The 19,527-nt window shown below is 37.0% G+C and carries 18 protein-coding genes and 1 CRISPR repeat array; of the genes, 12 read left to right on the forward strand and 6 right to left on the reverse strand.

Annotation, left to right across the window (positions count from 1 at the left end):
* The first annotated feature begins 171 nt into the window (after positions 1–171).
* The 3 genes from C0430_RS07710 to C0430_RS07720 all read left to right on the forward strand — a co-directional run bounded on the left by C0430_RS07710 (position 172) and on the right by C0430_RS07720 (position 3,908).
* The gene (locus C0430_RS07710; RefSeq protein WP_290867702.1) at positions 172–672 is read left to right on the forward strand and encodes a sigma-70 family RNA polymerase sigma factor; all 501 of its coding nucleotides are present in this window, start codon (positions 172–174) and stop codon (positions 670–672) included.
* Positions 673–674: 2 nt separating this feature from the next.
* Positions 675–3,041 carry a von Willebrand factor type A domain-containing protein gene (locus tag C0430_RS07715; protein WP_290867600.1) on the forward strand — a complete coding sequence of 789 codons (2,367 nt, stop codon included), beginning with the start codon at positions 675–677 and terminating at the stop codon, positions 3,039–3,041.
* Between the two features lie 150 nt (positions 3,042–3,191).
* On the forward strand, positions 3,192–3,908 hold the full coding sequence (locus tag C0430_RS07720; protein ID WP_290867603.1) for a 3-ketoacyl-ACP reductase: 717 nt from the start codon (positions 3,192–3,194) through the stop codon (positions 3,906–3,908).
* 96 nt (positions 3,909–4,004) lie between these two features.
* Here C0430_RS07720 and mtaB read toward each other — a convergent pair whose 3' ends face one another.
* Together mtaB and C0430_RS07730 are read right to left on the reverse strand one after the other, a co-directional pair.
* Complete coding sequence (gene mtaB, locus C0430_RS07725; protein WP_290867606.1) at positions 4,005–5,333, reverse strand: tRNA (N(6)-L-threonylcarbamoyladenosine(37)-C(2))-methylthiotransferase MtaB; 1,329 nt, start codon at positions 5,331–5,333, stop codon at positions 4,005–4,007.
* Positions 5,334–5,536: 203 nt separating this feature from the next.
* The gene (locus C0430_RS07730; protein WP_290867609.1) at positions 5,537–6,106 is read right to left on the reverse strand and encodes a pseudouridine synthase; all 570 of its coding nucleotides are present in this window, start codon (positions 6,104–6,106) and stop codon (positions 5,537–5,539) included.
* A gap of 202 nt (positions 6,107–6,308) precedes the next feature.
* Here C0430_RS07730 and cas1 point away from each other — a divergent pair, with 202 nt between their 5' ends.
* Together cas1 and cas2 are read left to right on the forward strand one after the other, a co-directional pair.
* Positions 6,309–7,208, forward strand: coding sequence for a type II CRISPR-associated endonuclease Cas1 (gene cas1 / locus C0430_RS07735; protein ID WP_290867611.1), 900 nt, complete (start codon positions 6,309–6,311; stop codon positions 7,206–7,208).
* A complete protein-coding gene (gene cas2 / locus C0430_RS07740) occupies positions 7,184–7,513 on the forward strand; it encodes a CRISPR-associated endonuclease Cas2 (protein ID WP_290867614.1) in 330 nt (109 codons plus the stop codon). The genes cas1 and cas2 overlap by 25 nt, the downstream gene beginning before the upstream one ends.
* On the opposite strand, the gene C0430_RS07745 is transcribed toward cas2, so the two are convergent.
* From C0430_RS07745 to cas9, 3 genes are all read right to left on the reverse strand, one after another.
* Complete coding sequence (locus tag C0430_RS07745; RefSeq protein WP_290867618.1) at positions 7,510–7,791, reverse strand: type II toxin-antitoxin system RelE/ParE family toxin; 282 nt, start codon at positions 7,789–7,791, stop codon at positions 7,510–7,512. The two genes, cas2 and C0430_RS07745, sit on opposite strands and share 4 nt — an antisense overlap.
* On the reverse strand, positions 7,788–8,015 hold the full coding sequence (locus tag C0430_RS07750) for a hypothetical protein (RefSeq protein ID WP_290867621.1): 228 nt from the start codon (positions 8,013–8,015) through the stop codon (positions 7,788–7,790). Before C0430_RS07750 ends, C0430_RS07745 begins: the two co-directional genes overlap by 4 nt.
* 176 nt (positions 8,016–8,191) lie before the next feature.
* A CRISPR array of direct repeats spans positions 8,192–8,887; the repeat unit is 36 nt; unit sequence AATATCGTGTTTTCTAATCTTTAATCAAACCACAAC.
* Positions 8,888–8,984: 97 nt separating this feature from the next.
* The gene (cas9, locus tag C0430_RS07755; protein WP_290867624.1) at positions 8,985–12,371 is read right to left on the reverse strand and encodes a type II CRISPR RNA-guided endonuclease Cas9; all 3,387 of its coding nucleotides are present in this window, start codon (positions 12,369–12,371) and stop codon (positions 8,985–8,987) included.
* 360 nt (positions 12,372–12,731) lie between these two features.
* Here cas9 and C0430_RS07760 point away from each other — a divergent pair, with 360 nt between their 5' ends.
* The 3 genes from C0430_RS07760 (at position 12,732) to C0430_RS07770 (ending at position 15,218) form a co-directional block, all read left to right on the forward strand.
* On the forward strand, positions 12,732–13,121 hold the full coding sequence (locus C0430_RS07760; RefSeq protein WP_290867627.1) for an HU family DNA-binding protein: 390 nt from the start codon (positions 12,732–12,734) through the stop codon (positions 13,119–13,121).
* A 64-nt stretch (positions 13,122–13,185) separates the two neighbouring features.
* The gene (rmuC, locus tag C0430_RS07765; RefSeq protein WP_290867630.1) at positions 13,186–14,541 is read left to right on the forward strand and encodes a DNA recombination protein RmuC; all 1,356 of its coding nucleotides are present in this window, start codon (positions 13,186–13,188) and stop codon (positions 14,539–14,541) included.
* Between the two features lie 113 nt (positions 14,542–14,654).
* Positions 14,655–15,218, forward strand: coding sequence for a YceI family protein (locus C0430_RS07770; protein WP_290867633.1), 564 nt, complete (start codon positions 14,655–14,657; stop codon positions 15,216–15,218).
* Here C0430_RS07770 and C0430_RS07775 read toward each other — a convergent pair.
* Positions 15,196–16,110 (reverse strand): TIGR01777 family oxidoreductase, encoded by a 915-nt coding sequence (locus C0430_RS07775; RefSeq protein WP_290867636.1) that lies wholly within the window; start codon positions 16,108–16,110, stop codon positions 15,196–15,198. The two genes, C0430_RS07770 and C0430_RS07775, sit on opposite strands and share 23 nt — an antisense overlap.
* 120 nt (positions 16,111–16,230) lie before the next feature.
* On the opposite strand from C0430_RS07775, the gene C0430_RS07780 reads away from it, so the two are divergent.
* Genes C0430_RS07780 through folE form a run of 4 tightly spaced genes read left to right on the forward strand, consistent with a single transcriptional unit; the run spans position 16,231 to position 19,527 of the window.
* Positions 16,231–16,890 (forward strand): TetR family transcriptional regulator C-terminal domain-containing protein, encoded by a 660-nt coding sequence (locus tag C0430_RS07780; protein ID WP_290867639.1) that lies wholly within the window; start codon positions 16,231–16,233, stop codon positions 16,888–16,890.
* Entirely contained in the window at positions 16,890–18,197 is a 1,308-nt protein-coding gene (locus C0430_RS07785) for an AarF/UbiB family protein (RefSeq protein WP_290867642.1), read from the forward strand. Before C0430_RS07780 ends, C0430_RS07785 begins: the two co-directional genes overlap by 1 nt.
* A gap of 4 nt (positions 18,198–18,201) precedes the next feature.
* On the forward strand, positions 18,202–18,885 hold the full coding sequence (locus tag C0430_RS07790) for an SDR family oxidoreductase (RefSeq protein ID WP_290867710.1): 684 nt from the start codon (positions 18,202–18,204) through the stop codon (positions 18,883–18,885).
* A 30-nt stretch (positions 18,886–18,915) separates the two neighbouring features.
* Positions 18,916–19,527, forward strand: coding sequence for a GTP cyclohydrolase I FolE (gene folE, locus C0430_RS07795; RefSeq protein ID WP_290867645.1), 612 nt, complete (start codon positions 18,916–18,918; stop codon positions 19,525–19,527).

The raw sequence follows: 19,527 nt of genomic DNA on the forward strand, positions 1-19,527 counted from the left end.
TGCCACTGATTTCACTGATTTACACAGATTTTTAATGTGGTAAGAAAATAATCTGCGAATCTGCGGTTAATTTTTTTTTAACCTCCTCCCAACCTTTTTCTCTTTTCAACCCTCTTTAGTAGAAAGACAACAATTGTGATAAACGAAAACTTAATTTCTGATTGCAAAAAAATGCACCGCGATGCCCAGCGTCAAGTGTATGAGCTTATGGCTCCAAAATTGTACCGCACTTGCAAGCGCTACCTAAAGAAGGAAGAAGAAATAGAAGAAGCCTTGGCCGATGCTTTCTACACTATTTTTACAAAACTCGACCAACTCAAAGAGTTTGAAGCTTTTGAAGCTTGGTCCCGAAAAATTACGGTCAATCATTGTTTGGCGACCATCAAGAAAAATACCAATTTCAATTTGTATCTCGATGATGTCAAAACCCTTTCGCAACCCTTTACAGATGAAGTAACGGAACTCGAAGAGGAAGATTTACTGAATTTGCTCAATCACATTCCCGAAGGTTGCAAAACTATTTTTAATCTTTTCGTTATCGAAGGCTATGGCCACAAAGAAATTGCAATTATGCTCAACATTTCCGAAGGCACATCCAAATCACAATTGAATGCTTCGAAAACCAAGCTAAAAGAATTAGTAAATAATTTGTATTACCAAAAAGCGAAATAGTCATGGACAATCAAGATAAAATATTCAATAAAATAAAGAATGCTGCCCAAAAAGCAGAAGAAAAAGACTTTCCGGCATTCGAAAAAGTATGGATGCGTGTAGAAGAAAAACTCGACAAAAAAGAAGACAAAAAAGCCATTGCACTTTGGAAAAAATTGGCCGTTGCCGCTTCACTCCTATTGTTCTTTTCTTTGGGTTATCAATTTCTTAAACCCGAATCAAAAATAATCGCACCAAACGGAACGAAGGAAAACAATGTGGTTATTCAAGAAAAGCAAGATACCAACTCCACTAAAAAACCATCAGAAATCATCAAATCGGATGCAGAAGTTATTCTGAAAAAACAGATAGAAAAACCAGTTGCCTTAGTCATAGCTGATACATCCTCAAGAAATTTAAAAACTGAATCTTCATCCGATAACAAAATCGTTACAATAGAAGAAGACAATAATAGCTACAATGAAGTAGTTGTTGTGGGTTACGCAACTCAAAAAAAATCAGCTTTAACAGGCTCAGTCACTTCTGTTTCTAATGACTATTTATCAAAACAAAAATCAGTAAATGTTAGCCAAGCCCTTCAAGGAAGAGTTGCAGGAGTTCAAATCACAAACAATCCTGGATTTTTAAGCCAAGGCTCGCCTGAACTATCGCCAACAATTTCCATTCGAGGTAATGCTTCCATTTCACAATCGAACGACCCTATATATATTATTGATGGAGTTCCTGTAAATGCTGCTGATTTCAAGCAATTAAAACCCGAAAACGTTAAAAGTATAAATGTGCTTAAAGATGCCACAGCAACTTCTTTATACGGAAGCCGAGCATCCAATGGAGTGATTATCATAAATACTAAAAACGGAACCTATCAAAATCTTTCGAAAAAAGAACTAGAACGAAAACTCAAAAAACTGGACAAAAACAAAAAACCGGAACAAATAGCATTACCACCAAAATCCATCGAAGTTTCCCAGGAAGACTATGACAATTTTGTGGAAAATCAATTCGAAAGCCCAAAATCAGCACCGCTTTCCACTTTTTCCATTGATGTGGACAATGCTTCTTATACCAATGTGAGACGCTTTATCAACAATGGACAGTCAGTTCCAAAAGATGCCGTGAGAGTCGAAGAAATGATGAATTTCTTCAAATACAAATATCCGCAACCGCAAGATCAAAATCCGTTTTCGATTAACACAGAATACAGTGATTGCCCTTGGAATTCCAATCATAAATTGTTAAAAATTGGCTTGCAAGGCAAAAATATTCCAACGGAAAACTTGCCAGCTTCCAACTTGGTTTTCTTGATTGATGTTTCGGGTTCGATGGGCGATGCCAACAAATTGCCGTTACTGAAACAATCTTTGAAAATTTTAGTCAATGAACTCCGCAAAAAAGACAAAGTAGCCATTGTGGTTTATGCTGGAGCCGCAGGAATGGTTTTGCCTCCGACGACAGGAGACGAAAAACAAACCATCATCAATGCGTTGGAAAATCTAAACGCTGGCGGAAGTACGGCCGGTGGAGCAGGAATTAATTTAGCCTACAAATTAGCCCAAGAAAACTTTGTCAAAGGAGGAAACAATCGAGTAATTCTGGCTACTGACGGCGATTTTAACGTTGGCGCATCCTCCAATACGGATATGCAAACCTTGATTGAAGAAAAAAGAAAATCAGGCGTTTTCTTGACTTGTTTGGGTTATGGAATGGACAATTACAAAGACAGCAAAATGGAAACTTTAGCCGACAAAGGCAACGGAAATTACGCTTATATCGACAATATTCAGGAAGCCAATCGTTTCTTGGGCAAAGAATTCAAAGGTTCGATGTTTGCCATTGCCAAAGACGTGAAAATCCAAATCGAATTCAATCCAAAACAGGTTCAAGCCTACCGATTGATTGGGTATGAAAACAGAAAATTGCGTCCCGAAGATTTCACCAATGACGCCATCGATGCTGGAGAATTAGGAAGTAATCATACCGTTACAGCCTTGTATGAAGTGATTCCGACTGGTGTAAAAAGCGAATTTTTGAACAACACACCTGATTTGAAATACACAAAAACCAATTCAAATGAAGATAATTATTCCAATGAACTGGCAACGATAAAATTCCGTTATAAAAAACCAGATGGAGACAAAAGCATCGAAATGGTAAAAGTGATTGAAAACAAATCCATTCCTCTGAAGAATTCCTCTGATGATTTCAAATTTAGTACTGCCGTGGCTTGGTTCGGATTAAAATTAAGAGATTCTAATCTGGTTCCAAATAAAACAACGGAAGACATTAAAAAACTGGCCAAAGAAGGATTATCCAATGACGACGAAGGGTACAAAGCAGAATTTGTCCGTTTGGTGGAAACTGTGAAATAAGATATAATAATTTTAGACCTAACAGGTTTTGAAAACCTGTTAGGTCTTTTTTTTATTTCCATCCGAAAAATTTATCTTTTTTTTCACACAATCTACAACTTCAAGCCTAAACAAATGCGTTAACTTTGTTTTTGAACAAAAAGTAAAAAAATGAGCCATTTAAAAAATAAAAATGCCCTGATTACCGGAGCTGGAAAAGGAATTGGAAAAGCCGTAGCCTTGGCTTTGGCCAAAGAAGGAGTCAACGTAATTTTATTGGCAAGAACACAAGCCGATATTGATGAAGTTGCAAAAGAAGCAACCACTTTTGGAGTAAAATCATTGGCAATTACCGCCGATGTTGCCGATATCAATTCTGTAAATACTGCCATTGAAAAAGCGTTGTCCGAATTCAAGACCATCGATATTTTGATCAACAATGCTGGAATTGCCGCTTTTGGAAAATTCTTGGAATTGGAACCAGCCGCTTGGGAACGCATTATCCAAGTCAATGTAATGGGAACGTATTATGTAACCCGTGCCGTTTTGCCCAATATGATCGAAAGACAAACCGGTGACATCATCAACATTTCATCAACGGCGGGACTCAATGGAAATGCCATGACAAGCGCATATAGTGCTTCAAAATTTGCTGTTCTAGGATTGACTGATTCATTGATGCAGGAAGTTCGCAAACACAATATTCGGGTGACGGCTCTCACGCCAAGCACCGTCGCCACTGATATGGCCAAGGAACTAAACCTAACGGACGGAAACCCAGAAAAAGTGATGCAATCCGAAGATATGGCCGAATTAATCATCGCCCAATTAAAATTGAACCGACGCGTTTTTATAAAAAACAGCAGCATTTGGTCAACAAATCCTTGATTTGTTTTTCTTTTTTGTCGGTTCAAGCGCAGTCGAGAACCATTAATACATCTCGACTGCGCTCGATGTGACAAAAAGTATTGTATTGTATTGTTTTTATACTTCAATATTCAGAAATTCCAATCTCACGCTTCCGTCTTCGTCAATTTTTGTCAAATTGATTTCTTGCAAAGTGTTGGCCAATTCTGGATTCCAAGGAGTTTTCACTCTCACGTAATTTTCAGTAAAACCGTGAATGTAGCCTTCTTTATTTTCGGCTTCAAAAAGTACGGTTCTGTTGGTTCCAATTTGGCTTTCATAAAAAGCACGACGTTTTTTTACTGACAATCCGCGCAACATTTTACTGCGTTTGGCTCGAACATTGGCAGGAACAATCCCTTCCATTTCGGCAGCTTCGGTATTGTCACGCTCTGAATAGGTAAAAACGTGCAAATAGGAAATATCCAAATCATTCAAGAAATGATAGGTTTCCAAGAAATGTTCGTCGGTTTCACCCGGAAAACCAACAATCACGTCCACGCCAATGCAGGCATCCGGCATCACTTCACGAATTTTATTTACCCGTTCAGTATATATCTCACGAAGATAACGGCGTTTCATTAATTTGAGAATATCATTGCTTCCAGATTGCAACGGAATATGAAAATGCGGCACGAAAGTTCGGCTTTTCGACACGAATTCAATCGTTTCGTTTTTCAATAAATTCGGCTCGATAGAAGAAATTCGCAAACGCTCGATTCCTTCCACTTTATCTAATTCTTGAACCAATTCCAGAAAAGTATGTTCGTGTTTTTTGTTGCCGAATTCTCCTTTTCCGTAATCACCAATATTCACGCCAGTCAAGACAATTTCTTTGATTCCTTGTTCGGAAATTTCTTTGGCATTTTTGAGTACATTTTGCAATTCGTCACTGCGGGAAATTCCTCTCGCCAATGGAATCGTGCAATAGGTGCATTTGTAATCGCAACCGTCCTGCACTTTCAGGAAAGCACGGGTTCTGTCGCCAATGGAATAACTGCCCACGTAAAAATCGGCTTCCTCGATTTCGCAAGAATGCACTTCGCCAAAATCATTTTTTGATAAATCGTTGATGTAATCGGTAATTTTAAACTTTTCGGTGGCGCCCAAAACCAAGTCAACTCCGTCAACATTGGCCAATTCTTCGGGTTTCAATTGGGCATAACAACCAATGGCGGCAACGAAAGCCTTGTTGTTGAGTTTCATCGCTTTTCGAACGACTTGCTTGAATTGTTTGTCGGCATTCTCGGTCACCGAACAGGTGTTGATGACATACATATCGGCCACTTCTTCAAAATCGACGCGGTCAAAACCTTCGTCCTGAAAACTTCTGGCAATGGTTGAAGTTTCCGAAAAATTCAATTTGCACCCAAGAGTATAAAAGGCGACTTTTTTTCTATTTCCCATAAAATTGCTCAATCAATGAAATCGTTGTCAAAAAATTGAGGTTGCAAATTTACAAACAAAAAACTTTAAAATGAAATCATTGGTTTTTTATAAATGGAGCATCTAAACCACGTTGACCCGAAAGGGCGAAGATCAATTGCTAGAGTTGCTTCTGTCTTTCCTTCATTCGAAAATGAAATTCATGGTCTAAAACTATTTTTTTATTAAAAAAAAGCATCAACTTCAATCACTTCTCCTGCTTTCAAATCATTCAAATGTACGTTTCCAATTCGAACGCGCACCAATCTCAAGGTAGGAAAACCAACGGCTGCGGTCATTTTTCGAACTTGACGAAACTTTCCTTCATTGACCGTGATAGACGCCCAAGAAGTGGGGCCGTGGCGTTCGTCCCTTATTTTTTTTCCTCTGGCGCCAAAAGCTGGAATTTCGTTGATTATGAAAGATTCACAAGGTTTGGTGATGTATTTCGTGCCGTTGAACCCAATTTCGACACCTTTTTTCATTTTATCAACCGCTTCTTGCGTGATAATTCCATCGACTTGAACATAATATTCCTTGTCCACTTTTTTACTTCGGACGATTTCGCTCATCTTGCCGTCCGTGGTCAACAAAAGCAAGCCTTCCGAATCTTCGTCGAGGCGACCTATGGCCATTGTTCCTGCCGGGAAATCGTGCAATTCTCCCAAGAGTTTTTTCTTGCGTTTCAATTCATAAATAAATTGGCTCAAATAACCGTAAGGTTTGTGTAGGATGAAGTGATGGTGATTGGACATTCAGACTTGGAATTTCGTGTAAAAATAAACAAATTGAACGACTAGCTGCAAAAGTCTCCTGAAATTAAAATTATTCCAAACCACCGCAACATCTAAAATACACTAAACTAAAGCACTTTACGGAAATCCATAAAAAACACAATCTCTTTTTCATTAAATTTACATAACCCCAATTCAATCATAACTCATTAATAGTCCAATTATGATAAAGAAATCCATTTTGATAGAGAACAAAACATCTATTACCGCAAAAAACTTGCAACTAATAATCAAATCCGAAATCCGCGAAAGTACTATTTCTATTGAAGACATTGGTTTTTTGGTTTTAGATCATCAAGAAATTTACATTAGTTTACCTGCGATGAACTTATTGGTGGAGAACAATACTTCCGTCATCATTTGTTCCAAAAATCATTTGCCAAATGGAATGTTTCTCAACCTCAACAGCCACCACATCCAGCAGGAAGTTTTCAAAAACCAGATTGAGGCTACCGTTCCACTCAAAAAGCAATTGTGGCAACAAACTGTTGTCGAAAAAATAACGAATCAAGGCATTCTTTTGGCAAAAATCACCGAAAACAAGAATACCTTTGAATTCTTGGCCAGCAAGGTTTTGAGTGGTGACACGACCAATATGGAAGGTGTTGCTGCCCAACAATATTGGAAATCCTTTTTTGAACTTGATTTCAAACGGGAACGTTTTGGCGATTACCCCAATAATTTTCTCAATTACGGTTATGCCATTCTTCGGGCAGCCACCGCCAGGGCTTTGTCTGGAAGTGGATTGTTGAACACCCTGGGTATTCATCACAAGAGTAAATACAACGCTTTTGCCCTAGCCGATGATATTATGGAACCTTTCCGACCCTTGGTTGACGAAAAAGTTTTTGAAATTATGCAAAACTATGACGAACAGGAATTGAATACTAAAATCAAGGCCGAACTTTTGCAAGTATTGACCCGAACCGTTTATTTCAAGGACGAAAAAAGTCCATTGATGGTGGCGCTACAAAAAACGGCCAGTTCTTTGCAACAATGCTTTGCGGGAAACAGAAAGAAAATTAAATACCCCAAATTATGGAACTTAACGCCTACCGAATAATGTGGTTGTTCGTGTTCTTTGATTTACCGACGGAAACCAAAAAAGACCGACGGAACGCCTCTCAATTTCGAGGCAACCTCATTAAAGATGGCTTCTCGATGATGCAATTCTCGGTGTACATTCGCCATTGTGCCAGCGGTGAAAGTGCCGATGTACACGAAAAAAGAATTCACAGACTCGTCCCTCCTTTGGGAAAAGTCAGTGTTTTAAGAATAACCGACAAACAATTTGGAATGATAATCAATTATTTGGGCAAAACCAAACAAGATGCCGTAGCTACACCAACACAATTGGAATTGTTTTAAATCATTGGGTCTTGGCGGTTGTCCCAGAAATAAGACAACTGAATGGCTTCTTGATTTATTTCATAAAACAAAGAACATTGCTTACTTATACTCGCTTTTCTGACCTTGTTGTTGAAACTGGAACTTTTATAAATGTAGGGTTGTATGGAAATGGAATGGATTACGGAATCTACTTTAGTGATAAACTTTTTGGCTGAAATAATACCAAATTCGGATTCAATATAAAGTACAATTATATCAAAAGTTGTTTCGGCATTTTCTGACCAAACCACTTTCATAGATCATATTTGATTTTATATTTGGCCATAACTTCTTCGTGCGTAGAAAATTTTCCTTGTTTGAATTGTTCTTGGCTCTCAATGATCCCTGCTTTTACGTGCTCGGGAAGTTCCTCCCAAAAATCAACTTCTTTTTCTTCAAAAGTAATTTTTGCTTTTATGGCAGATGCAATTTCTTGCAACATACTTTTATACTTGTCGCTGGTTTCAATAACTACTCTCATAATCCATGTTTTTACAAATATACAAATTATTGCAATTGTGTTTCAGATTTGAACAACTGCAATTGCATAGAAACGAAAAAATGCTCCAATCTAGCCGATATAACACTAAAAAGGAGCATTTTATTTTACGATATTCTTCTTTATTCCATTGATAATTAGAAGGTAACAAGCCAACTAATATCGTGTTTTCTAATCTTTAATCAAACCACAACTATAGATAATAAAGAAGCAAAAAAGGAATAAATATCGTGTTTTCTAATCTTTAATCAAACCACAACAGCGAAGGCGTTACAAAAAATGAATCTTTAAATATCGTGTTTTCTAATCTTTAATCAAACCACAACCAGCCATACATATTATCAAAAATAGGTCCTAATATCGTGTTTTCTAATCTTTAATCAAACCACAACAAGGATGGTCCAGAAGCGATGCTTTTACTAAATATCGTGTTTTCTAATCTTTAATCAAACCACAACAGACACTAAATGACGAAAGAACCGCTTCAAAATATCGTGTTTTCTAATCTTTAATCAAACCACAACCAGCCAGCAACAATCCGTTTCCAGATAGTCAATATCGTGTTTTCTAATCTTTAATCAAACCACAACCCATAAATCGACAATTACAGGAATCGAACCAATATCGTGTTTTCTAATCTTTAATCAAACCACAACCGGTTCAGAAGCATTAGAAATGCTTAAAACAATATCGTGTTTTCTAATCTTTAATCAAACCACAACGGGAATGGGTTGAGCAAAAAAATGCAGACGAATATCGTGTTTTCTAATCTTTAATCAAACCACAACTAAACGGACGTTCCGCATGTCACGACATAGAATATCGTGTTTTCTAATCTTTAATCAAACCACAACTGAAAGCTACTACATCCCTACTGGGCGGATGTCCTACCTTTCAGTTGTGGTTTGAGATGTTTAAGAGTTAGAACGAAATGTCAAAGAACATTCAAACTTACAACTTTTCGATTTTACCCGAAACTGAAATTTTTACTTTTATTGGATTAAAAGATAACCATCCAGTTTTGCCTTCACCAAAACTTTGTATTCTGACATAATAAGGTTGAAAATTATTTTGAATTGAAGCTTCTTTACTCAATCTGAATTCATAAAATTTAGAAGACAACTTCTGAACTCTATACAAATGATTCTTCAAAACTTCACAATCAGGATTCTCCCAATTAATTTCTTCTTCTTTCAGCCCCAATAAAAACATATCATTTATTTGTAAAGTGGTTACTATTGAAGTTCCATCGGCTGGTAATTGAAAAACAGTTTGCTTTTGACGTTTGCGTTCGACCACTGTCCAAAAAGTCACTACATCTTCTTTAAGATTTCCCTTTTCATCATTGTAAATAATAACGTGATGATTATTTCTAGGGTTAACATATTGATTAATGTCTTCTTTCAATCGTTCTGCTCTACCTATACTTTCTTTCATTCTTACTTTTTTGATAGGAACAGGAGCACCGTTTTTATTAGGCAAGAAAATTTGTGGTTGGTTTATTCCATTCTCATCAACTACAAAAAAGGTGTTGGCAGGAACTTTATCTTTTTCAAACCCGCCTAATTCTTGCACTCTTTTCAATATCAACAATCGAGTAGACTCGTCAACGACTTTGTCTATTTGTTTTTCGGTAGTCAAACTTTCTATTGGTTTACGAACGTGGTATGCTTCTTCTCCATTAAAATTTCGCTTTCCAAAAACCGTTTCTTTATGCAATTGTCCTCTTGCAGCTACTCCAACATTTCTATGAACGTGTCCATTCTTTTCTGTTTTATGAGTTCTGACGGTTATTATATTGTTTAGTTTTTTATGCGAAACCAGAATTTTATCAACCGCTACTTCAGCATCTTTAACAAAACCATCCCAAGGCATAGGAAAGTTTTTGTTTTCGGGTTTTCTATCGTATCTGTTCCATTCGGATAATTTCTTTAAATGCTCAACGGTTCCGCAAGCCATAACCAAAGCATCAATAGCGTGATGACGATGATCTTCTCTGGTTTTGGTTTTATCTTCTGGATTAAGTACAGCATTCAATCCCCACTTTTGACGCAAATTAGCCGTCATTTGACCTGGAGAAACAGAAACTTTCTCGCAAATCTTAGACATATAATTCTTGGCTTCCTTACTAATATATCTCGTATCATTTAGATTTTTACTTGCAAAATCATCATCAAATTTTTGTTGCACAAAACGTTTGAATTTTTGATAACTGTTTGGATATTGAGCTGTGTCGGAAAACAGTTTCAACGCTCTTTCTTTTACTTCGTGCCATTTATTTTCACCTTGCAAACTATAAAATTCAAAAGGTGTTCTATCACCTTTTGCCCTGTTTTCATCAGCAAAACAAAGTGTTTTGTTCATAAAGCTATCGTTCAAGGATTTACTCCAAGGATGAATGTGTTCTATTTGAACTTCACCACTAAACAATTGGGTTACACTGATGCTTCTTCCTGTATAAGGGCAAGTATGTTTACATTCTTCCCATAGTTTATAAAGTAAAAGATTATCTTGAGAAATGTGTTTTCCCAGATTATTGAGTTCTACTTTTACCCTGTCATTTTCTCTTTCTAATTTTTGTTGCCTTTTTCGCTCTTCATTTCTTCCTGATTTCGAAGCTTTCAAGTTTCGAGCTAGTTCCACTTTTATTTCGTCAGGTTTTCCATATTCATCAACAATTTCGTTTACTAATTTCCTGATTTCAAATAAAGCAGTTATTACAACTGGATTTCTAATGGCCTGAATTTCCTTGTCCGCATTTGCATTTACTGGAAGTTTATCCAACAAAACAGTTTCTTCAATATTGGCTGAATGATGGTATAGTTTAGTTAACTGCTTTTCGGTAAGATGCAAATCTGTTTTCAGAAAATGTTTTAAAGGTTCAATAAATCCCCCTTTCATATTCGAGCGAACAATTTCATATATATTATCCAAAATCAACCCTTTGTCACCACTATCTAAGGTTTCCCAATTTTGTCCATAAGCATTTTTTATTCCTCCAAGAACTACAGCAATGTCATATTGAAATCCCATTTCCAGGAAAGGCAAAATATTGTTAATTGCTTTTCTGCTTAAACTGGCATATTTATCTTTTAGATTGAATTTAGAAATAGCTTCTGCTTGTGTTTCATCAAAACCCCAATTTTTAATGGCATATTCTTTTACTTTATCCTTGCTGTCAAAAAAATACAAAACGTGCCAAATATCCTCTTGTTCTTTTTCAGTGAAACCAAACCATTTTTTACCAAAAAACTTTTTACTGCAAAGATTTGATATGGTGTGAGTCCCCACAATTTTGTCTTCATCTTTATAGTTGAATTTATAAATTGTATCGAGTTTGTTGATGGCTTTGCGAATGTCTTTAAAACTTGGTTTTTCTTTTTCAATTAGAAAATTAAAAACTAATTTTCTCTCGTCAGCGTGCAACTTATGACCATTATATTCAACTGTGTTAATCCATTGATGCAATCTATATAATTCAAAAGGAATTGCACTCAATTGGCATTTAGTCTTGTTTGATTCAAATGTGCAATTACCAACTAAATGCTTTTGTGAACGCAAAGGTCTTTGATGAAACAAAATACCGTCTTCTTTATAACCTTCATCACTCTTTCTTCCGCCAATTTTTTCTTTTATGTCGTGAGTCAAATTAGAATGATACACTTTTTGATGTTCCCAAATTTGTTCAAATTCGTCAACATACATTTGTCGTGTAGTATATCTATTTCTAATTCGCTCTAATCCATCTACAAATGGCTGATTTTCTTTTGGTGCAATTTCATAAAAGTAAGAACCCAAAGTTTTATTTTCAATTTGTTCTCTAGTTTCATCGATTCCTATTTTTCCTTCTTTAGCATTCCCTTTGAAAATGGCACCATCATCTTTTCCAGCACTTCTGCTATTACTCAAAAATCCTCTTCGTTGAATTAAATGATAAAAAACACGACCAATTTCTTCAAAAGACAACTTTTCATTTAATGCTCTATGTCTTAATTCATAAGGATTGAGGGCAAACCAAGAAGCTAACTCCTGAGTTGGAAACTTTTTAGTGGTTTTCCAATTCTCGAAATCTTCATTAGACAAAGGACACATATTTAACGATGCCAATTCTTTTAATAAAACTCGCTTCCTTAATCTTCTTCTAAAAAATTGTCTTCGCGTTCCTCTTGCTCCTGTTCTGCTTGCATTTTTGGAAAGTTCTCCTTCACCATCTCCTAAATTATCAACACCAACAGGAAATATTCTGCTTCCCATTCCAATAATTTTATTCAATTTATCATCAATCAAAGCCCATCCAATCGAGTTTGTACCTAAATCCAATCCTAATATTTTAGCCATAATAATCTGTCTTTTTAAGATTTTTAAAGTTACTGAAAAAATAATTACCCCTTTTACGGTTTTCCTCATTCAAACTAAAGTTTTTTTTATTTACATTTGTAACTGATTAAAATTTCTAATCTTTAATCTTATCACAATAAGGCTATATGCCGTAGATTAAAATCTTTTGTCCTGCTTCGGTGGGACTTTTTTTTTAAAACATCCTGCTAAACCATTCCACTGATCAAGACGAGACCTTAAAATGGCCGTGGCCAATTAATAAAATGGTCGCGGCAAAATAATCATTTGGTCGCGGCCATTTATTTGATTCATCAGGATGAATTAGTATATTTGTGGGTATCAATCTCAATTTCAATCCTTATGGCTGTTCCTTTTAGCGTAACTAAAAAAATTATCCCAAATCAAGCCAATCCCACGGTAGCTTATTATCCCCGAATCACCAAAAGTGGCGTTATGGATTTAGACGACTTGTCTGACCGTGTTTCCAGTAGTTGTTCCGTAACCCAATCCGATTGTTATGCGGTGGTTATCAGCCTAGTCAATGAAATAGGAATCGCCTTGAAAGAAGGCAACATTGTTCGATTGGGACATCTGGGTTCTTTTCAAATAAGCATACAAAGTACGGCCAGCCCAACTCCCGAAGAAGTAGATAAAACCAAAATAAAAAGCAGTTCAATCGTGTTCCGCCCGGGCAAAAAATTGAAGCTAATGCTGAAACAATTGGTGTTCAAAAAAACAGTCAAAACTTAAAAAGTAATTGGCCTACTTAAACCAATAATACCTATTTTTACGTTCTACAAAAAACATCTTTTTTATGTCAAACATGCTTCCCTTTTTATTGCTTTTCATTGTTGCCCTCGCCATTGGAATTTTCATTGGAAAAATGATTTTCTCGACAAAATCCGAATCTGAAAAAGCTTTTCTGGAAGAAAAACTGAACAGCCTCAAAGAGCAATCCCAATTAGAAAAAACAGCTTTGGAAAAACAACTGCAGCAAACTGTGCAAGAAAAAGAAAGCATTCGCAACGAAAAAGAGACCCTCAACATTCAACTCACCAAAAAAGAAGTCGATTTTGAAAATCTTTGGCAACGCAACAAGGAACAAAAAGAAGAAGTAGAGAAACTACAGGAAAAGTTCACCAAGGAATTCGAGAATTTGGCCAATAAAATATTGGACGAAAAGTCGAATAAATTCACCGAACAAAACAAGGAGAACATGAAAAACATCTTGTCGCCCCTGCAAGACAAGATCCAATTGTTCGAGAAAAAAGTGGAAGACACCCACAAAGAAAGCATTGATTATCACGCAGCTTTGCGCCAACAAATTCTGGGTTTGCGCGAAATGAACCTTCAAATGAGCAAGGAAACCTTGAACCTGACCAAAGCATTGAAAGGCGACAGCAAAATGCAGGGAAACTGGGGCGAGTTGATTCTGGAACGCGTTTTGGAAAAATCGGGCTTGGAAAAAGATCGAGAATATTTTGTGCAACAATCCCACGTTAATCAAGAGGGACAACGCGTTTTTCCTGATGTCGTGATTAATTTGCCCGACGGCAAAAAGATGGTTGTCGATTCGAAAGTGTCTTTGACTGCTTATGAAAAGCACATCAACGAGGAAGACGAGAGCTTGAAAAACGGCTATTTAAAAGAACACGTCAATTCCATCAAACGCCATGTGGAGCAACTGGGCGATAAAAATTACCAAGATTTATACCAAATCGAAAGCCCTGATTTTGTGCTGCTTTTCATCCCGATGGAACCCGCTTTCGCCTTGGCACTCAACGAAGACACGACTTTATACAACAAAGCTTTCGAAAAAAATATCGTGATCGTGACACCTTCTACCCTATTGGCCACTTTGCGCACCATAGACAGTATGTGGACCAACCAGAAACAACAGGAAAATGCTTTTGAAATTGCCCGTCAAGCCGGTGCTTTGTATGACAAATTTGAAGGTTTTGTGGCCGATTTGATCAAAGTGGGAAAAAAGATTGACGAAAGCAAAATGGAATACCAAGGAGCGATGAACAAATTGGTGGATGGAAAAGGAAACCTCATCACGAGTGTCGAAAAATTGAAAAAAATGGGTGCCAAAGCCAAGAAAGCACTTCCCGACAACATCCTGAATCGAGCCAACGCCGATCAGGAACAAATGAACAATACGCTTTAAATCAGGGTAAAAAACTAAGTATTTCTCTTTTTTATAAGACAATTTTTCTTAATAAAACCAAGGAATTTTAAACAAAATAGCGTAACTTTAAATAATTTAATTCATCTGCCGACATGAAAAAAATTATACTATTATTGCTATTGTTCAATGCCAATGTGATTTCCGCTCAAGAAGAATTGACCACCACAACGGGGATCATCCACTTTGAGGCATCAGTGCCTCTATTTGAAGAAGTCAAAGCCACAAACAATGAGGCTACTTGTGTCATAAACACTAAAACGGGAGCCATTGCAAGTATAGTTTTGATAAAAGATTTCCATTTCAAGATTTCGATGATGGAAAAACATTTTAACGAAAATTACATGGAAAGCCACAGCTATCCAAAAGCCGTTTTCAAAGGAAACATTGAGGGGTTCAACTTGAACATCATTGGCACATCACCAAAAGAATTTAAACTGAAAGGCATATTGAAGTTACACGGAAAATCCAAAAAAATCAACACCGTTGCCATCCTTAGAAAAGTGGACGGCAAATTAGAATTCATTTCGGAATTTAACGTGGCCAGCAAAGATTTTGACGTCAAAATTCCCGAAATGTTGAGTGTGAAAGTGGCCGAAACCGTCAACATAAAAACACTGTTTCAGCTGAACATGCCTATCTCCCCAAACAATCCCTGAGCGCTTGTTCCAAGCTTGAAAATTTAAACTTGAATCCTGTTTTCTCTATTTTTTCCGAAGAAACCCTTCTTCCCGTGAGAATGATTTGTCCCATTTCGCCCAATGCTAGTTTTATCAAAAAAGCAGGAACATTAGGCAACCAAACAGAATATCCATAAATTTTTGCCAAGGTTTTCGAAAAAACAGCATTGGTGGTATTGTCATGAACGGCCGCATTATAAGCACCATTCATCGTACTATTGTTCAACGCTTCAAGATATATGCCACACAAATCGTCAACATGAATCCAGGGCATGTATTGTTTCCCTGAACCCAAGGCGGAACCCAGCCTGAATTTAAAAACAGGACTTAATTTCTTCAAGAAACCATCTTCTTTACCCAATACCAAACCAGTACGAATTTTCACCACTCGAATTCCGAAATCCGAAATAGTGTCAGCGGCGGCTTCCCACTTTTGGCAAGTAATTCCAAGAAAATCATTTTCTGGAGGCCTGTTTTCGGCGCAAACTTCTTCACCATTCAAAGCCCCATAAATTCCCACTCCCGATGCCGATACAAAGGCATCCAGTTGTTTATGGTTCTTTTTCAAGACATTATAAATCAATCGAATGGGTTGTTCCCTACTCTGGACTATGGCTTCTTTTCGTTCTGCTGTCCAGGGCTTTTCGGCAATGTTTTCGCCGGCTAAATGTATGACATAATCAGCTTTCAGGACAGCATCTTCTTCTATAAAACCAGTCGAAACATCCCATTGATAATAGAAAACATCTTCCTTGTTTTGTTTTTGGCTTCGGCTTAAAATGGAAACGGTATACCCCTTGCCCAGCAACAAATGAGTCAAATGCTTCCCTATAAATCCTGAACCTCCGCTTATTAATACGTTCTTTTTCATAACAACAAATTTAAACATTTTAATGACACATCAAACATTTACGTTAAATTTTGTTTAACTTTAATTGAATATCGTTAAACATTACATACCTTTACACCCTAATTCAAAACACCATAAAAAATGGCCGCTAAAAAAACACCAATTACAAAAGACAAAATAGTTTCCATCTACATGAATTACAGATTGGAAAATAACGACAAACCTAAGTCCGTGTATCAATTTGCCAAAACAAATGGTTTTGAGGAAACGGAATTCTATTCCTTTTTCGGAACATTGGAAAGCGTTGAGAAAGAGATTTTTAAAATGTTTTTGGAAAAAGCTAAAGAATTAATTCAAAAAGATCCCGGTTACGAAAGCTACGACATGCAAAGCAAAATGCTGAGTTTTTACTTTACCTTCTTCGAATTGTTGACCGCCAACAGAAGTTATGTCGTGATGAGTTTGAAAGAACACCAAAACCAACTGAAAAACCTGATGCAGCTTTCGAGCCTACGAATTGGATTCAAAAACTACATCACCGAAATTATGACGGACGAAGTGAGAACCCAGTACGAAAAATTTCAAAACATTCAAGAAAAAGCGATACAGGAAACGGCTTGGATTCAGTTTTTATTGACACTAAAATTCTGGTTGGAAGACGAATCACCAGCATTTGAAAAAACAGACATTTATATTGAAAAATCAGTAAAAGCCACTTTTGAATTGATGAATATTGCACCCTTGGAAAGCCTAATCGATTTTGGAAAATTCATTTTCAAAGAAAAAATACAAAAAAAATAATGAAAACCATAGACTATATCCCTACTTCAAAAATTGAAAGAGCCTCAAAACTCGTTCAAACCGGTGCCAAAGTGGGCGTAAATTACCTGAAATATTACGGCGAAAAAATGGTCAACAGCGATTTGACCCGCGACAAACTCAACGAAAACAATGCCGAAGACATTTATGACGGACTCAAAAGCCTCAAAGGAAGCGCACTGAAAGTAGCCCAAATGTTGAGTATGGACAAAAGCTTTTTGCCACAGGCGTATGTGGAGAAATTTTCGTTGTCGCAGTTCTCGGTTCCGCCATTGTCCGCACCTTTGGTTTTGAAAACTTTCAAGACCAATTTTGGCAAAACTCCTCACGAAATCTTTGATGAATTCAATCCCAATTCCGTCAATGCCGCCAGCATTGGACAAGTGCACTTGGCTGTCAAAAACAACCAAAAACTGGCCGTTAAAATCCAGTATCCAGGCGTGGCCAACAGTATTTCGTCAGACTTGGCTTTGGTAAAACCCATTGCCATCAGAATGTTTAACCTTCAGGGAAAAGATTCAGACAAATATTTTAAGGAAGTCGAAGACAAATTGATTGAGGAAACCAACTATTTATTGGAATTGAAACAAAGCCAAGAAGTGGTCGAAGCCTGTGAAAAAATAGAAAATCTGGTTTTTCCGAACTATTATCCCGAATATTCTTCCGAGAAAATCATCACGATGGATTGGATGACGGGAATTCATCTTTCGGAGTTTACCAACAAAAACACCAATCAAGAAGCAGCCAACAAAATTGGCCAAGCGTTGTGGGATTTCTATATGTATCAAATTCATATTTTAAGAAAAGTACACGCCGATCCGCATCCTGGAAATTTTTTGGTCAATTCAGAAAATCAATTGGTGGCACTCGATTTTGGTTGTATGAAACAAATTCCAAACGAGTTTTACATTCCTTATTTTGAGCTAATCAACAAGGAAGTCATAGACAATAAAACCCTTTTTGAAAAGAAATTATTCGAATTGGAAATTCTTAGAGTGGACGATTCCAAGGAAGAAATCGAATATTTCACCCAAATGTTTTACGATTTATTGTCATTGTTTACCCAACCGTTTCAATCGGAATCTTTTGATTTTTCGGATGAAATATTTTTCGAAAACATAGCACAATTGGGCGAACGCTTTTCCAAAGACACCAATCTTAAAAAAATGAACGGGAATCGCGGTTCAAAACATTTCATTTACATGAACCGCACTTTTTTTGGATTGTACAATTTGATGTTTGATTTGAAAGCGAAAATTGTGGTCAATGAATTTAAAAAATACCAATAAAAACATGAGAAACATTGTAATCATTGGCGGTAGCAAAGGAATTGGAAATGCTATTTTGTTGCAACAATTGGAATCGAACCAAGTACACAACATTAGCCGAAATGCTCCTGATCTTTCACATCCGAACCTAAAACATTATTCCTTGGATGTCTTGCAGGATACGCTCCCAGACATTGAAAACGTTGACGTCTTGATTTATTGCCCAGGTTCGATTAATTTAAAACCCATTGGCAGTTTAGGCATCGATGATTTCAGGAACGATTTCGAAATTAACGTGATTGGTGCGGTGAAAACCATTCAGAAATATTTACCAGTATTAAAAAAAGGAACGAATCCATCGATTGTTTTGTTCAGCACGGTGGCAGCAAAACTGGGAATGCCTTTTCACGCCAGCATTGCCACGGCCAAAGCGGGAGTTGAAGGATTGGTCAAATCGCTTGGTGCTGAATTGGCTTCGGTGGTTCGCATCAATGCCATTGCTCCCACCATTACCGAAACCTCGCTTTCGGCAGGAATTTTACGAAACGATCGAATGAAGGAAAACATGATCGAACGCCATCCAATGAAAAATTACTTGAAAGCGGAAGAAGTGGCGAGTATGGCCAATTACCTGATTTCGGATCAAGCCAAATCCATCTCCGGACAAGTTTTCGAAATGGATTATGGAATTGTAACATTCAAATTATAGAAAAACAACAGAAACATTAGCTAAACCAAAATGATAAAAGAAATAAAAAGTTACGAGAAAGTAGAACAATACGACGAAGAAATAACCGAAGTATTGGCCGATAACTACCAAAGAATCATAGAAAATTTGGGCGAAAACATCAACCGGGAAGGTCTGCAAAAAACACCGGAAAGAGTAGCCAAAGCTATGCAATACCTGACTCACGGTTACGGATTGGATCCATTGGAAATAATGAAATCGGCTCTTTTTACGGAAGACCACAAACAGATGATTGTCGTAAAAGACATTGAAATTTACTCGATGTGTGAACATCATATGTTGCCATTTTTTGGCAAAGCACACGTGGCTTACATTCCTAACGGAAAAATCGTCGGATTGAGCAAAATACCAAGAATTGTGGACGCTTTTGCCCGAAGAATGCAGGTTCAGGAAAGATTGACCGACCAAATAAAAAATTGCATTCAGGAAGCATTAAATCCGCTGGGAGTAGCCGTCGTGATTGAAGCCCAACACATGTGCATGCAAATGCGCGGCATCCAGAAACAGAATTCAGTGACAACGACTTCTTCCTTTACAGGTGCTTTCGAAAAAGACAAAACCAGAAAAGAATTTATCAGTTTAGTTTCCAATAAACTGAGTTAA

It is taken from the genome of Flavobacterium sp. (genome assembly GCF_013823965.1).
Taxonomy (GTDB): domain Bacteria; phylum Bacteroidota; class Bacteroidia; order Flavobacteriales; family Flavobacteriaceae; genus Flavobacterium.

What these genes read in the sequence shown, in the direction of transcription:
- C0430_RS07710 (WP_290867702.1), top strand. Translation starts at nt 172, where the DNA reads ATGCACCGCGATGCCCAGCGTCAAGTGTATGAGCTTATGGCTCCAAAA.
- C0430_RS07715 (WP_290867600.1), top strand. Translation starts at nt 675, where the DNA reads ATGGACAATCAAGATAAAATATTCAATAAAATAAAGAATGCTGCCCAA.
- C0430_RS07720 (WP_290867603.1), top strand. Translation starts at nt 3,192, where the DNA reads ATGAGCCATTTAAAAAATAAAAATGCCCTGATTACCGGAGCTGGAAAA.
- mtaB (WP_290867606.1), bottom strand. Translation starts at nt 5,333, where the DNA reads ATGGGAAATAGAAAAAAAGTCGCCTTTTATACTCTTGGGTGCAAATTG.
- C0430_RS07730 (WP_290867609.1), bottom strand. Translation starts at nt 6,106, where the DNA reads ATGTCCAATCACCATCACTTCATCCTACACAAACCTTACGGTTATTTG.
- cas1 (WP_290867611.1), top strand. Translation starts at nt 6,309, where the DNA reads ATGATAAAGAAATCCATTTTGATAGAGAACAAAACATCTATTACCGCA.
- cas2 (WP_290867614.1), top strand. Translation starts at nt 7,184, where the DNA reads ATGGAACTTAACGCCTACCGAATAATGTGGTTGTTCGTGTTCTTTGAT.
- C0430_RS07745 (WP_290867618.1), bottom strand. Translation starts at nt 7,791, where the DNA reads ATGAAAGTGGTTTGGTCAGAAAATGCCGAAACAACTTTTGATATAATT.
- C0430_RS07750 (WP_290867621.1), bottom strand. Translation starts at nt 8,015, where the DNA reads ATGAGAGTAGTTATTGAAACCAGCGACAAGTATAAAAGTATGTTGCAA.
- cas9 (WP_290867624.1), bottom strand. Translation starts at nt 12,371, where the DNA reads ATGGCTAAAATATTAGGATTGGATTTAGGTACAAACTCGATTGGATGG.
- C0430_RS07760 (WP_290867627.1), top strand. Translation starts at nt 12,732, where the DNA reads ATGGCTGTTCCTTTTAGCGTAACTAAAAAAATTATCCCAAATCAAGCC.
- rmuC (WP_290867630.1), top strand. Translation starts at nt 13,186, where the DNA reads ATGTCAAACATGCTTCCCTTTTTATTGCTTTTCATTGTTGCCCTCGCC.
- C0430_RS07770 (WP_290867633.1), top strand. Translation starts at nt 14,655, where the DNA reads ATGAAAAAAATTATACTATTATTGCTATTGTTCAATGCCAATGTGATT.
- C0430_RS07775 (WP_290867636.1), bottom strand. Translation starts at nt 16,110, where the DNA reads ATGAAAAAGAACGTATTAATAAGCGGAGGTTCAGGATTTATAGGGAAG.
- C0430_RS07780 (WP_290867639.1), top strand. Translation starts at nt 16,231, where the DNA reads ATGGCCGCTAAAAAAACACCAATTACAAAAGACAAAATAGTTTCCATC.
- C0430_RS07785 (WP_290867642.1), top strand. Translation starts at nt 16,890, where the DNA reads ATGAAAACCATAGACTATATCCCTACTTCAAAAATTGAAAGAGCCTCA.
- C0430_RS07790 (WP_290867710.1), top strand. Translation starts at nt 18,202, where the DNA reads ATGAGAAACATTGTAATCATTGGCGGTAGCAAAGGAATTGGAAATGCT.
- folE (WP_290867645.1), top strand. Translation starts at nt 18,916, where the DNA reads ATGATAAAAGAAATAAAAAGTTACGAGAAAGTAGAACAATACGACGAA.